This is a genomic window from Kitasatospora sp. NPDC051164 (assembly GCF_044455625.1).
Lineage (GTDB): Bacteria > Actinomycetota > Actinomycetes > Streptomycetales > Streptomycetaceae > Kitasatospora.
In genome coordinates, this window is record NZ_JBITFB010000041.1 from 64,372 (window position 1) to 75,607 (window position 11,236).

The window sequence follows — 11,236 nt, forward strand, 5'->3', positions numbered from 1 at the left end:
TTATCGGTGGCCGCCCTGCGGCTGGTGGGGCTGCGCCGGCCGAGGGTTCGCGTTCACGATGCCGAGAACGACCTTGCCGTCCACCGTCCCGTGCTCGACGAGCAGCCCGGCGAGGTCCTCCAGTTGGCGGCGGTGACCGCGCAGCAGCTCGACTGCTCGCGTCTCGGCTTCCCGGAGCAGGCGGGCGACCTCTTCGTCGACGGTGCGCTGGGTCTGCTCGGAGTAGGGCCGGCGCAGCAGCTCCTCCGGGCTGTCGCCGAGGTGCTGCGGGGTGGTGGGGGCGTATCCCACCGGCCCGAGTTCGCTGGACAGGCCGAACTCGCGCACCATGCGGGTGGCGAGCGCGGTGGCGTTGGCCAGGTCGTTCGCCGCGCCGGTCGATCCCTCCCCGAAGACGACCAGTTCTGCTGCACGGCCGCCGAGTTGGACGGTGAGCAGGTCGGTCAGGTAGCTCTCGCTGTACAGGTGGCGCTCCGCCTCGGGCAGTTGCTCGGTCGCGCCGAGGGTCACGCCGGCGGGCAGGATGGTGACCTTGGCGACCGGGTCCGCGTGTTCGCACAGGGCGGCCATCAGAGCGTGCCCGGACTCGTGGACGGCGGCCGAGCGGCGCTCCTCCGGGAGGAGCGCGTTGGAGGAGTCGCGGCGTCCGAGCAGGACCCGGTCGCGGGCGGTGTCGAGGTCCTGCGCGGTGATGGTCGCCCGTTCCGCGCGTACCGCGTTGATGGCGGCCTCGTTCACCAGGTTGGCCAGGTCGGCGCCGGAGAAGCCGGGGGTGGCGCGGGCGATGCGGTCCAGGTCGACGTCGGGGGCCAGGGCCTTGCCGTGGACGTGGACCACGAGGATCGCGGCCCGCTCGGACTGGTTGGGCAGCGGCACGGTGACCTGGCGGTCGAAGCGGCCGGGCCGCAGCAGTGCCGGGTCGAGCGCGTCCGGGCGGTTGGTGGCGGCCAGGACGACGATGCCGCTGCCCTGGTCGAAGCCGTCCATCTCGGCCAACAGCTGGTTGAGGGTCTGCTCTCGTTCGTCGTTGCCGCCCAGCCTGCCGCCGCTGCCACGGCGGCCGCCGACGGCGTCGATCCCGTCGATTAAGATGATCGGGCTCGCTTGCGGGCCTCCTCGGACAGGTCGCGGACCCGGGAGGCACCGACACCGACGAACATCTCGACGAAGGCCGAGCCGGTCACCGACAGGAACGGCACCTCGGCCTCTCCGGCCACCGCGCGGGCGAGCAGGGTCTAGCCGGTGCCGGGCGGGCCGACCATGATCACGCCACGTGGCCCCTTGGCCCCGGCGGCGGCGTACCGCTCGGGGCTGCGCAGGAACTCCACGACCTCGCTGACCTCCTGCTTGACGCCCTCGTAGCCGGCGACATCGGCGAACCGGATACTCGGCCGCTCGGCCTCGATGATCTGCCGCCGCCGCTCTGGGTCTCGCGCAGAGCTCGGCCGTGCTCCCGCCGGTGGCCTCGCGTGCGCAGGCGCCACAGTGCCTTTCGCTGCCGGCCGCGGCCGTCCGCATGGGCGGCACAGGGGACGCGTCGCTGCGTGTCAGGTGTACCCGGCGGCGGAACGGGTCCCGGCGGGCGGTCGTCAGCCTGCATGCCGGTTGAGCCGCACGGCGGGGCAGAGTGACTCCGCCACTTCCCGGTCGAACGGTTCGGTGCCGGGGGTGAGCATCGATGCGGCGGCTGCGGCCACTCCGAGCGCGCAAGCGGCGACCGGATCGGCGCCTTCGGCCAGCCGGGTGACGATTGCGGCGATCATGCCGTCCCCGGCCCCGGCGTCGCTGAGGGGCTCGCCCGGCAGTGGCGGTGCATGCAGCTCCATGTGCTCCTGACCGGTGGAGCACAGCGCGCCGAGTTCCCCCAGGGTGGTGATGGCGATCTCGGCTGCTCCGGCGGCGAGCAACTGCTCGTTGACAGCGCGGGCGTCGTCGAAGGTGCGCACGGCCCGGCCGACGAGGTAGGAGGCCTCGCTGCGGTTGCATCTGCGCAGGAAGACGGCCTCGTGCAGCGACTCGCGCAGGGCCGGTCCCGAGGTGTCCAGCAGCAGTCTGGAGCCGGCTCCTCTGACCCGGCGGGCGACGGCCGTGTAGAAGTCGTCGCGCAGGCCGCCGGGCAGGCTGCCACTGGCTACGACGTACCGGTGAGCGCCAGCTGCCCGCTCCAACAGGTCCAGGCAGTGCCGTGCCTCGTCGTCGTCGAGTCGCGGGCCGCGCGGCACGATGTGGTAGCTGCGGCGTGACGCGGTCTCGAACAGCACGAACGCCTCGCGGGTTTCACCCGCGATCCCGAGAGCGAGGTGGTCGATGCCCTCCTCGTCCAGTAGCCGGTTCAGGCGCTGGCCGATCTCCTGGCCGGCCGTGTGGACGGCGGTCGCCCGTCCTCCGAACCGCACCACGCCGCGGGCGACATTGATCCCTCCACCGCCGGCGGCCACGTACCTGACCTGGGCGCGGGTCTTGCCGATGTCCACCAGGTGGTCGAAGTCGCAGCAGATGTCGACCGTAGGGTTCATCGTGAGGGTGAGGACCGGCGGCGGACTTTCTCCGCCGCTCCCCGCTGCGGGCTGACCCGGTACCTCGGCGACGCTCATCGCAGTGGCCCGGCGGTCGTTGTCACCGGAGCTACCGCCTGGCGTCCTGTCTGCCCAGTGCCGGCCCACTCGTTGTCGAACTCGGCCATGACTTTCAGCAGACCATCGGTGACGTTGACGGTGGTCAGCGCGAGGCCGACGATGGATGCCCAGTGGTCCGCCACGGTACCGATGCGTGCCAGGAGCCTGCCGACCACCACCAGAACACCGTGGTACCGGTCGCTCGCCGCATCTTGGCGGAATGGCTCATTACCCGCGCCGCCAGGCGTCTCCTGGCCGGTCGGGAAAGTGGAGGCGGTGATCGAGCCGACCGGTGCCGGCGCCCGGAGCGCGATCCCGTCGGCATCGTCCTGGAGGGGAGCCGCGATTCGTACTGTCTTGGCAGCCCCCGCAATGGTCGGCAGGGTGTGGGCGTCCCCACACAGGGAGAGGTGGGGCCCGCCGGGGTAGCCCTTGAACGGGCGCAGGAACAGGGGCCACCGGTGCGGGCGTCCGTGCAGCAGTCCGCCAGCCATCCCCACCCTCCTCACTCAGGCCGGACACGCCTTCCACACTGGTGTGTGAGCCAGGATCGTGTCTCGGAGTGTGCTCCCGTTGTCGGCGCGTGCAGTACTGCCATGTTGAGGGGCCTGGACTTGTTCGGCGAGCGGAGGTTTTCGGAGGCCGCTGGCTGAAGCGACTGCGGGAAGCGACGTGGCTCCCGGCCGTGGTCAGAACTCGCACACGTGCCCGCGGCGCCTCCGCCGCAGTCCTCGTGGATCGCCACCGTCGCCCCTGGCGCCGTTTCTGGGAGTGGCCAGTGTGAGTACCTGACCCAGGCGGGTTCCGTTAGCGGCAGACTATGACGCCCTTCACACCCGTGTCTGTCGTGTCGTAGGCGCTGGTCACCGCCGGGCGGAGCTGGACCCGGCACGATGGACGGGATGTTCGCTGCTCTGGGGGTGCCGAACTTCCGGCGGTACTTCGCTGAGCAGTCGGTCAGCCTGGTCGGTGCCTGGATGCAAGCCGTGGCCAGTCTTGGCTGGTGCTGGAGCTGACTGGGTTCGGGACTGCTCTCGGGCTGGTGGTCGCCGCGCAGTTCCTGCTGGTGCTGCTCGGTGGCCCGTGCGGTCAGCTGATCGCCGACCGGGCTGACAAGCGCAGCCTGCTGATGGGCACTCAGGCTGTGCTGGGAGGCATGGCCCTTTTGCTGGGGCTTCTTACCGTCACCCGCTCCGTGCGCTTGTGGATGGTGGTGGTCCTCGCCGTCGCGCTGGGATCGGTGAGCGCGGTGGACGACCCCACCCGGCAGGCGTTTGTTCCCGAGATCGTCGGGCCGGACCTGGTGCGCGACGCGGTCAGCCTGAACAGTGTCATGGTCAATGCCGCCCGGGCGGTCGGCCCGGGTTGTTCCTTCGTCGTTCTACGCGCGGCGCCGTGTGTTCCTTGCTCACTGCGTTGGCCGGTCGGGCGCGGGCCGGGCGGCCAGAGTGACGCCGAGCCAGGAGCCCCAGCCGATGGGCTGCATCGCCCAGTAGCTGATGATCCGGTAAAGGAGGGAGACGGCGAGTGCTTGATCGGCGCGGAGCCCGTAGAGGACGAGCAGGCCGGTGAGGCTGGCCTCGGCGATGCCCAGGCTCCCGGGGGTCAGCCGGAGGCTGGTGGAGACCTGGGTGAGGCCGTAGACGGCGAGGAAGCCGCGCCAGGGTACGCCGATACCGAGGGCCCAGAGGCAGCAGGCCAGGCAGACGGCGTCGAAGCCCCAGTTCAGCAGGGCCAGCCCGAGTGGCCGTAGCCAGGGGCGAAGGCCCGGCTGGAGAGTCCTGGCCTGCGTTACCAGATGAGCGAGCGATTCCTCGACGCCCCGGACTCGGGGTGACTGGTCGCCCGCGCGCTGCCACCAGCGCAGGGCGGCCCGCCGCAGGCCGGGGGAACGGGTCAGGCCGACTGCGGCGAGCACGGTCATGGTGAGAACGATGAGCGCGGGCGCGAGCGTGGCGGTAGCCGTCGCCGCCTCACGGCGACGCCCGGGGCCCGCGCGGCGGCTTTCGATACTCGGATGGGCATGGCGTCGAGCGGTGGCGCGGCGTTCGGGATTGCCCGGAGGCTGCGGCGCCACGGGTACGTGCTGCTGGCCAAGCCCGACGGGTTCGTCGTCACGGGCACCAACGGTCCGTTGCGCGAGGGCGAGCACGGCCGGGCGAGGGCCTGGGGTGCGACCCTGGTCTGACCGGCTAGGAACTCGGGCTCACCGAGGTTGTGGTGATGATCCCCTTCTGCCGTGCCCCGGAGTCGGCGGCCGCACCTATACCCGCCTGTCCTCCAGAGTCACGCGCCTGCGCACAGGCCTCGTCATGAGCTGCTCGGCGGTCGCACTGGTGGAGCGCGCGGGGGGCGGTAGCAGCACGAAGGGTCCGATCCGGCCGCGGCGGAGACCCAGGAGGGGTGCGAACTCGACGAACAGTTGGCCGAGTTCGTGAAGCCCGTCCGCCTCCAGCCGGTGCAGCGTCGGGCCGCGCACGGTGCCGCCGCCGCCGGAAGCGGACTCGGGCATCGTGGGAGCACGGACTGCCGACGCGAGAAGGCTCAGCCTTGGGCGCACGATGGAGGCAGGAGCCGAACCCGGCGGAGGCAGCGAGCCCCTGGGAGTACGCCATGACCGAGCCGTCCTTGACCCCCGCGGAACTTCGGCTGCTCGCGGACGCCGGGGGCGCGGCGCCCTCGCTGCACAACAGCCAGCCCTGGTGCTTCCGGCCCGGCGCGGACCGGCGGAGCCTGCTGGTCTTCGCCGACCCCACCCGCGCCGTGCCCGTGGCCGATCCGGACGGTCGGTCCCTGCACATCTCGGTGGGCGCGGCGGTGCTCAACCTCAGGACGGCGGCCCGGCACCTCGGGCGGGCAGCCCCCGTGCGGCTGTGCCCGGAGCCGACGGACTCTGGCTTCCTCGCGGTCCTCGACCTGGCCGAGCCGGGCTCGCCAGATGATCCGGATCTGTACCCGGCGATCGAGCATCGCCACTCCAGCCGCCGGCCCTTCGCCAACCGCGACGTGCCGGAGGCGGTGATCGGCGAGCTGATCGCGGCCGCCACTGCGGAGGGCGCCACGCTGGACGTACTGGAGGAGGCCGGTGTGCGCCGGGTGCTGGAGCTGACCACCGAGGCCGAGCAGCGGATCGCCGCCGACATCGCCCGACAGGCTGAGACCCGCAGCTGGCTGCGGTTGGAGGAGCCCGCCGCCGACGGCATCCCGGCGGCCGCGCTCGGCCCGCTGGACCACGACGCCCGGGTACCGATGCGCAGCTTCACCGAGCATCCGCCCAGGCCGGCCCTGCATACCGAGCGGTTCGAGGCGCTGCCGCAGGTCGCCGTGATCAGCACGCACGGCGACGGCCCTGCCGACTGGCTGCGGGCCGGTCAGGCGATGGAGCGGGTCTGGCTGCTCGCGACGCTGCGCGGGGTGCGCGCCTCGGTGCTGCACCAGGCGGTCGAGTGGGCTGACACCCGGTGGCGCCTGCGCGACCCGGCCGAGGGGCCGGGGCATGTTCAGATGGTGATGCGACTGGGCTACGGCCCGCCCGGGGCGCCGACACCCCGGCGGCCAGTGGAGGAGATCCTCGACCTGGCCGAACAGCACGAGGGGCCCGGCCGGGACGTCAGAACACAGCTGAGGTCTGGTCCGTAGGCCGCAGGCGAGTGTGAGGTACAGGACAGCGAGGAGGAGGACCATGCAGCATCGCACCGTCCAGGACGTGATGACCCAGGAGGTCGTCACCGCCGGGCCCGACATGCCGTTCAAGGAGATCGCGGCGCTGTTCCACCGTAACGACATCACCGCGATCCCGGTCATCGACGACCAGGGACGGCCCCTCGGGATGGTGTCCGAGGCGGACCTGATCCGCAAGGAGGCCGTCCTGCCCGACCCCGAGGGCCGCACGCCCGGCCGCTGGCTCGATGCACACGACCGCGCCCGCGCCGAGGCCGAGACCGCCGGCGGCCTGATGACCAGCCCGGCCATCACCGCCCGAGCGACCTGGACCATCCCGGAGGCCGCCCGCGCCATGGACAAGCACAAGGTCAAGCGGCTGCCCGTGGTGGACGAGGTCGGCCGCCTGGTCGGCATCGTCAGCCGCCGTGACCTGCTACAGATATTCCTGCGCCACGACGCGGCCATCCGCGAGGAGATCACCCACGACGTCCTCGGCCAGACCCTCTGGCTGGCGCCCGCTGATGTCCGGGCGGTCGTGCACGATGGCGTCGTCACACTCAGCGGTCGCGTTCCGCGCAAGAGCCTGATCCCGATCGCGGAGCAGCTGTGCCGCGCGGTGGACGGCGTGGTGGCGGTTCACCAGACGCTCGATTTCACCGAGGACGACACCGATGTCCCCCTCGAACATCCCCAGGCCTACCGCGCCAGCCACTGAGCTCGAACCCGGCGAGTACGGTCTCGACGCCCTGACCCGGCGCGGCCTGACCATGCTCGGGCCGACCGTCGTCTTCCGCTGGCGGCCCACCCTCGCGGACCGGAGCTGACCCCATGCTGCGCGCCCGGATCGTCCTCATCGGCATCGGCAACGAGTACCGCCACGATGACGGAGCCGCAGTGGCCGTGATGGCCGAATTGGCGGCCGAGGACATTCCCGTCGACCGCATCACCCTCTGCGACGGCGAGCCGACCCGTCTGATGGAGCTGTGGGAGAACGCGGACCTCGCCATCGTCGTCGGCGCCGTGCCCGGCCACCCCGGGCAGCCGGGTCGTATTCATGAGGTCGCCGTCTTCCCCGACCGGGAGGGTGACCCGCTGGCCGAGAGCAGCGCCGCAGCAGGCATCCATGGCCTCGGTCTCGGCCATGCCGTCGCTCTGGCCTCCGCGCTCGGCCAACTGCCCCGCGAGCTGCTGATCGTCGCCGTCGAAGGCGCGGACTTCTCCCTCGGGGAGGGGCTGAGCCAGGCCGTGGCCGAGGCGGTGCCCCGGGTGGTTTCACTGATCCGCGGCGTGGTGGCAGGCCATCGCGCGGGCCTGGACGGAGAAGCCCTGCCATGACCACCATCGAGCGCGAGGACTCACGTTGACCACCACCCCCGCCGTCAAGCGCCCGATGCCCCCGGAGGTTGGCGAGTTCCTGCTCGGCCGGGTCACTATCCGCACCCTGGTCGGCGCCCACCGGGTCGTCGGCATGCTCGCCGGCGAACAGCTCCCCAGGATCTGCTGATGGCGTCGGAATTCACTGATGGCGCCATCGAAGTCCGCGCCCTCACCAAGTCCTACGGCGAGCTCCGCGCCGTCGGAGGGATCGACCTGACGGTGGAGCGAGGTGAGGTGTTCGCCCTGCTCGGCCCGAACGGTGCAGGCAAGACCACCACCGTCGAGATCCTGGAGGGCTACCGCCGCCGCGACGGCGGGCAGGTCCGCGTCCTCGGCTACGACCCCGGCCGGGAACGCGCCAAGCTCAAGCCGCTGATCGGCATCGTCCTGCAGTCCACCGGCGTGGACCGGTATCTGACGGTCGCCGAGACCGTCGCGATGTACGCCTCGTACTATCCCCATCCCCGCCCCGTCGCCGAGGCCCTGGAGCTGGTCGGACTGACGGCGAAGCGGAACAGCCGGGTGAGCAAGCTCTCCGGCGGCCAGCAACGCCGACTGGACATGGCCATCGCGCTCGCGGGCGACCCCGAGCTGCTCTTCCTCGACGAGCCCACCACCGGCTTCGACCCCTCCGCCCGCCACGAGGCCTGGCAGATCGTCAGGGACCTCGCAGCCCTCGGCAAGACCGTCCTGCTGACCACGCACTACATGGACGAGGCACAGCACCTGGCCGACCGGGTCGCGGTCATCGCCGCCGGACAGATCGTCGCGGAGGGCACGCCTGACAGCCTCGGCGGCCGGGACGCCGTCCGGCCCAAGCTCCGCTACCGGCTGCCCACCGGCGTTTTCCCGCCCGAGGGCCTCGGCGTCCCGGCCGACGGGCTCGTGGAGTTCAGCCCCGACGACCTGACCGCCGCCCTCCACCGACTCACCGGCTGGTCCCTGGAGAACCGCGTCACGCTGGACGAGCTCCAGATCGTCCGCCCCACCTTGGAGGACGTCTACCTCCGGCTCACAGAGGAACCGTCATGACCGCGATGACCGTCCTGCGGCAGATCCGCTACGTCAACAAGGCGTTCTGGCGAAATCCCGCCTCCGCGTTCTTCACCTTTGCCTTCCCGCTGATGTTCCTGGTCATCTTCACCTCGCTGCTCGGCCACGGCCAGGTTCTGCTGGGCGGGCACAAGGTCAACCAGTCCACCTACTACGTCGCCAGCATGGGTGCCTTCGCCGTGATCACGTCCTGCTACAACAACATCGCGATCGGAATGTCCTTCAGCCGCGACGCGGGGGTGCTCAAACGCACCAACGGCACCCCGCTCTCCCCGGCCGCCTACTTCGGCGCCAAGGTGGTCCACGCCATGCTGATGTCCGTCCTGCTGGTGGCCATTACCGTGACCTTCGGCCGGTTCGCCTACCAGGCGCAGGTGCCGACCGGAGCGGCACTGCTCCGCTTCCTGGTGATGCTGGCCGTCGGGTCGGCGTGCTTCTGTGCGCTGGGCTTCGCCGTCACGGCGGTGATCCCCAACGCGGACGCCGCCGCGCCGATCGTCAACGCCACCATCCTGCCGCTGCTCTTCCTCTCCGGAATCTTCATCCCGCTCGGCGACAACGCCCCCGCCTGGGTCCGATGGGTGGCCAGGATCTTCCCCGTCAAGCACTTCGGCGACGGCATGCAGGCCGGTTTCCTCGGCACTGCCTTCCGTTGGACCGACGTCCTGGTGGTCGCAGTTTGGGGTGCGCTCGGACTGCTGCTCGCCGCCCGCTGGTTCAGCTGGGAACCGCGCCAGTGAGGGTTCGTCGGTGGCGGTTCAGGCACCCACGAGGTCACGGCAGTTGAATGCGGCCGTGCCGGTGAGTGCCGTAAACAGCCAGAGGGCGGCCGGTTCGGCGCCGCCCGCCCGATTGGGAACGGTGGCGGGGGCCGGGGCGGCGTGGTGCAGGATCGAGGTGTCGAGTACCCAGCGGTTGACGGGGAACACCGATCCGACCAGTCGCGCCGGGCGGTTCGTCACCCTCTCTTCCTCGGAGACCAGCAACCGGCGTGGGCTTCCCCTGCGGGAGGATCCCCGCCGGCCCGGATCTGGCTGCGACAGGGTTCAGCGAGCGGCCCGCACGACGCAAGTCCCCTGTCACCGGCTCGTGCGACCGCGCCGCAGCCCTGGCCACTCGAGCCCACACACTGGAGATGTCGGTGTCGGCCTAGGAGGTTGTGATGGACAGTGACACCGCTGCCGGACCGCTGCTGGTGGATCGGGCCCTGCCGGACTTGCGATTCGCCCACCTGGAGTGCACGGCGGTCGACGCGGGGCCGTCGCAGGCGTACCGGGCTGCGCGTAGCCTCGATCTTCTGTCGATTCACTCTCCACTGCTCGAACTGGTCACGTGGGCACGCGGCCTACCGGACCGGCTTCGCGGAACACCCGTTCCGCAGTCGGCCTCGCTGCGGCTCGCCGATCTTTTCGACATGGTCACGGGGGACCAGCAGGAGCAACCATGGGTGGGGCTTGGCGAGAACCCGGGGCGAGAGATGGCTTTCGGCGCCGTCGGCAAGATATGGCAGCCCTCCATCGAATGGCGGCAGGTCGAGCCCGGCGACTTCTCGGAATTCGAAGAGCCCGGATGGGCGAAGGTCGCAGCCGCAGTGGTCTTCCACCCCTACGGCACCCGGCGGTCCCTGGTGACCTACGAGGCGCGCACGGTCTGCACCGACCAGGTCTCCACCCGGCGCTTCGGCCATTACCGGACGCTCGTCTCGCCTGGTGCCGGCGTCGTCATGCGCGCAACCCTGCAGGCGGTCAAGACGGCTGCGGAACACGAGGCCACGGCGGGGACCGGTGTGCGAAGCACCGCTGGCGATGAGACGTGAGGCATGTCGTGACCGTCACGAACGACTGGTCGGCAATCTGCGCCGGACTGCCGAGGCCAGCAGCGACAGAGTGCGCAGAAGCATCCGGCCGTTGAGCTGTCCAGATCAGCGGTGGCCTCAGCTTGTCGTTTTACCTTTGGTGATCATCTTCTGTCGCGTTCGGACTCTCGCCTGCCTGTTCGCTACTGGTTGGTGACCAGGGCGAGTCCGACGTCGTAGGTGGGGGCTCGGTGGCGGTTGGGCCGGCCAGGTGGGCGCCCGGGTCCGGGGCGGGAGGGTCTCGCAACAGCGGCTGGGCATGGCAGGGTCGTGCGGATGTTGCGGAACCCGCGCCGGACCCGGGCGGGGGTGAGGCGTTCAGCGGGTTGGGGTCGTTCTCAGGGTCGGCGGAGGTCTGCGGACAGGGTTCTGGCGAGGCGGAGTTGGGTGTGGGCGGCCAGGACCAGGTGGGTCCAGCGGTCGGCCGCGGCGGGTTCGCGTAGGCGGGGACGGGTCCAGCCCAGGGTCTGCTTGAGGAAGCGGAAGGTGTGCTCCAGGTCGAAGCGCCGCAGGAACGCGTGCCAGGCGGTGTCGGTGTCCGTGACGGAGGGTGTGGGATCGGAGAACCACAGCCAGACCGGCTTCGGGGTGCCGCCGGAGGGCAGGTGGTCGACGTCGAGGCGGATCAAAGCCCCCTCGATGATGGGCAGTTGGCCCTGGTGGTCGCTCCAGG

The 11,236-nt window shown here is 70.9% G+C and carries 15 protein-coding genes and 3 pseudogenes; 9 read left to right on the plus strand and 9 right to left on the minus strand.

Annotated elements, in window-relative coordinates; all coding sequences use genetic code 11:
- From ACIBEC_RS40655 to ACIBEC_RS40675, 5 genes and pseudogenes are all read right to left on the minus strand, one after another.
- Positions 1 to 570, minus strand: coding sequence for a hypothetical protein (locus ACIBEC_RS40655; protein ID WP_360505137.1), 570 nt, complete (start codon positions 568 to 570; stop codon positions 1 to 3).
- A gap of 162 nt (positions 571 to 732) precedes the next feature.
- Positions 733 to 1,217 (minus strand): annotated as a pseudogene (locus ACIBEC_RS40660) (AAA family ATPase); the annotation flags it as partial.
- 18 nt (positions 1,218 to 1,235) lie between these two features.
- A complete protein-coding gene (locus ACIBEC_RS40665; protein WP_360505022.1) occupies positions 1,236 to 1,484 on the minus strand; it encodes a hypothetical protein in 249 nt (82 codons plus the stop codon).
- A 105-nt stretch (positions 1,485 to 1,589) separates the two neighbouring features.
- Positions 1,590 to 2,594, minus strand: coding sequence for a hexose kinase (locus tag ACIBEC_RS40670; RefSeq protein WP_360505020.1), 1,005 nt, complete (start codon positions 2,592 to 2,594; stop codon positions 1,590 to 1,592).
- A complete protein-coding gene (locus ACIBEC_RS40675; RefSeq protein WP_360505018.1) occupies positions 2,591 to 3,109 on the minus strand; it encodes a hypothetical protein in 519 nt (172 codons plus the stop codon). Before ACIBEC_RS40675 ends, ACIBEC_RS40670 begins: the two co-directional genes overlap by 4 nt.
- Positions 3,110 to 3,618: 509 nt before the next feature.
- Here ACIBEC_RS40675 and ACIBEC_RS40680 point away from each other — a divergent pair.
- Positions 3,619 to 3,975: pseudogene (locus ACIBEC_RS40680) on the plus strand (MFS transporter); the annotation flags it as partial.
- Between the two features lie 48 nt (positions 3,976 to 4,023).
- Here ACIBEC_RS40680 and ACIBEC_RS40685 read toward each other — a convergent pair.
- On the minus strand, positions 4,024 to 4,692 hold the full coding sequence (locus tag ACIBEC_RS40685) for a YbhN family protein (RefSeq protein WP_360505016.1): 669 nt from the start codon (positions 4,690 to 4,692) through the stop codon (positions 4,024 to 4,026).
- On the opposite strand from ACIBEC_RS40685, the gene ACIBEC_RS40690 reads away from it, so the two are divergent.
- A complete protein-coding gene (locus tag ACIBEC_RS40690; RefSeq protein WP_360505141.1) occupies positions 4,633 to 4,803 on the plus strand; it encodes a hypothetical protein in 171 nt (56 codons plus the stop codon). The two genes, ACIBEC_RS40685 and ACIBEC_RS40690, sit on opposite strands and share 60 nt — an antisense overlap.
- A gap of 75 nt (positions 4,804 to 4,878) precedes the next feature.
- On the opposite strand, the gene ACIBEC_RS40695 is transcribed toward ACIBEC_RS40690, so the two are convergent.
- On the minus strand, positions 4,879 to 5,127 hold the full coding sequence (locus tag ACIBEC_RS40695; RefSeq protein WP_360505014.1) for a hypothetical protein: 249 nt from the start codon (positions 5,125 to 5,127) through the stop codon (positions 4,879 to 4,881).
- 101 nt (positions 5,128 to 5,228) lie between these two features.
- On the opposite strand from ACIBEC_RS40695, the gene ACIBEC_RS40700 reads away from it, so the two are divergent.
- The 6 genes from ACIBEC_RS40700 to ACIBEC_RS40725 all read left to right on the plus strand — a co-directional run bounded on the left by ACIBEC_RS40700 (position 5,229) and on the right by ACIBEC_RS40725 (position 9,448).
- Positions 5,229 to 6,254: an Acg family FMN-binding oxidoreductase gene (locus ACIBEC_RS40700; protein WP_360505012.1), complete on the plus strand. Its 1,026-nt coding sequence runs from the start codon at positions 5,229 to 5,231 to the stop codon at positions 6,252 to 6,254.
- Between the two features lie 43 nt (positions 6,255 to 6,297).
- Positions 6,298 to 6,993, plus strand: a complete 696-nt coding sequence (locus tag ACIBEC_RS40705; RefSeq protein ID WP_360505010.1) for a CBS domain-containing protein — start codon at positions 6,298 to 6,300, stop codon at positions 6,991 to 6,993.
- Positions 6,994 to 7,106: 113 nt separating this feature from the next.
- On the plus strand, positions 7,107 to 7,613 hold the full coding sequence (locus ACIBEC_RS40710; RefSeq protein WP_360505008.1) for a hydrogenase maturation protease: 507 nt from the start codon (positions 7,107 to 7,109) through the stop codon (positions 7,611 to 7,613).
- A 25-nt stretch (positions 7,614 to 7,638) separates the two neighbouring features.
- The gene (locus ACIBEC_RS40715) at positions 7,639 to 7,782 is read left to right on the plus strand and encodes a hypothetical protein (RefSeq protein WP_360505006.1); all 144 of its coding nucleotides are present in this window, start codon (positions 7,639 to 7,641) and stop codon (positions 7,780 to 7,782) included.
- Positions 7,782 to 8,687, plus strand: coding sequence for an ABC transporter ATP-binding protein (locus ACIBEC_RS40720; RefSeq protein WP_360505004.1), 906 nt, complete (start codon positions 7,782 to 7,784; stop codon positions 8,685 to 8,687). Before ACIBEC_RS40715 ends, ACIBEC_RS40720 begins: the two co-directional genes overlap by 1 nt.
- The gene (locus tag ACIBEC_RS40725; protein ID WP_360505002.1) at positions 8,684 to 9,448 is read left to right on the plus strand and encodes an ABC transporter permease; all 765 of its coding nucleotides are present in this window, start codon (positions 8,684 to 8,686) and stop codon (positions 9,446 to 9,448) included. The genes ACIBEC_RS40720 and ACIBEC_RS40725 overlap by 4 nt, the downstream gene beginning before the upstream one ends.
- Positions 9,449 to 9,466: 18 nt before the next feature.
- Here the strand turns inward: ACIBEC_RS40725 and ACIBEC_RS40730 are convergent, their stop codons facing one another.
- On the minus strand, positions 9,467 to 9,670 hold the full coding sequence (locus ACIBEC_RS40730) for a hypothetical protein (RefSeq protein ID WP_360505000.1): 204 nt from the start codon (positions 9,668 to 9,670) through the stop codon (positions 9,467 to 9,469).
- Between the two features lie 200 nt (positions 9,671 to 9,870).
- Between ACIBEC_RS40730 and ACIBEC_RS40735 the strand changes: the two genes are divergently transcribed.
- Positions 9,871 to 10,524, plus strand: coding sequence for a hypothetical protein (locus tag ACIBEC_RS40735; protein ID WP_360504998.1), 654 nt, complete (start codon positions 9,871 to 9,873; stop codon positions 10,522 to 10,524).
- A 182-nt stretch (positions 10,525 to 10,706) separates the two neighbouring features.
- Here ACIBEC_RS40735 and ACIBEC_RS40740 read toward each other — a convergent pair.
- Positions 10,707 to 11,236, minus strand: a pseudogene (locus ACIBEC_RS40740) (transposase); the annotation flags it as partial.

What these genes read in the sequence shown, in the direction of transcription:
- ACIBEC_RS40735 (WP_360504998.1), top strand. Translation starts at nt 9,871, where the DNA reads ATGGACAGTGACACCGCTGCCGGACCGCTGCTGGTGGATCGGGCCCTG.
- ACIBEC_RS40700 (WP_360505012.1), top strand. Translation starts at nt 5,229, where the DNA reads ATGACCGAGCCGTCCTTGACCCCCGCGGAACTTCGGCTGCTCGCGGAC.
- ACIBEC_RS40695 (WP_360505014.1), bottom strand. Translation starts at nt 5,127, where the DNA reads ATGCCCGAGTCCGCTTCCGGCGGCGGCGGCACCGTGCGCGGCCCGACG.
- ACIBEC_RS40690 (WP_360505141.1), top strand. Translation starts at nt 4,633, where the DNA reads ATGGGCATGGCGTCGAGCGGTGGCGCGGCGTTCGGGATTGCCCGGAGG.
- ACIBEC_RS40670 (WP_360505020.1), bottom strand. Translation starts at nt 2,594, where the DNA reads ATGAGCGTCGCCGAGGTACCGGGTCAGCCCGCAGCGGGGAGCGGCGGA.
- ACIBEC_RS40725 (WP_360505002.1), top strand. Translation starts at nt 8,684, where the DNA reads ATGACCGCGATGACCGTCCTGCGGCAGATCCGCTACGTCAACAAGGCG.
- ACIBEC_RS40720 (WP_360505004.1), top strand. Translation starts at nt 7,782, where the DNA reads ATGGCGTCGGAATTCACTGATGGCGCCATCGAAGTCCGCGCCCTCACC.
- ACIBEC_RS40705 (WP_360505010.1), top strand. Translation starts at nt 6,298, where the DNA reads ATGCAGCATCGCACCGTCCAGGACGTGATGACCCAGGAGGTCGTCACC.
- ACIBEC_RS40675 (WP_360505018.1), bottom strand. Translation starts at nt 3,109, where the DNA reads ATGGCTGGCGGACTGCTGCACGGACGCCCGCACCGGTGGCCCCTGTTC.
- ACIBEC_RS40710 (WP_360505008.1), top strand. Translation starts at nt 7,107, where the DNA reads ATGCTGCGCGCCCGGATCGTCCTCATCGGCATCGGCAACGAGTACCGC.
- ACIBEC_RS40655 (WP_360505137.1), bottom strand. Translation starts at nt 570, where the DNA reads ATGGCCGCCCTGTGCGAACACGCGGACCCGGTCGCCAAGGTCACCATC.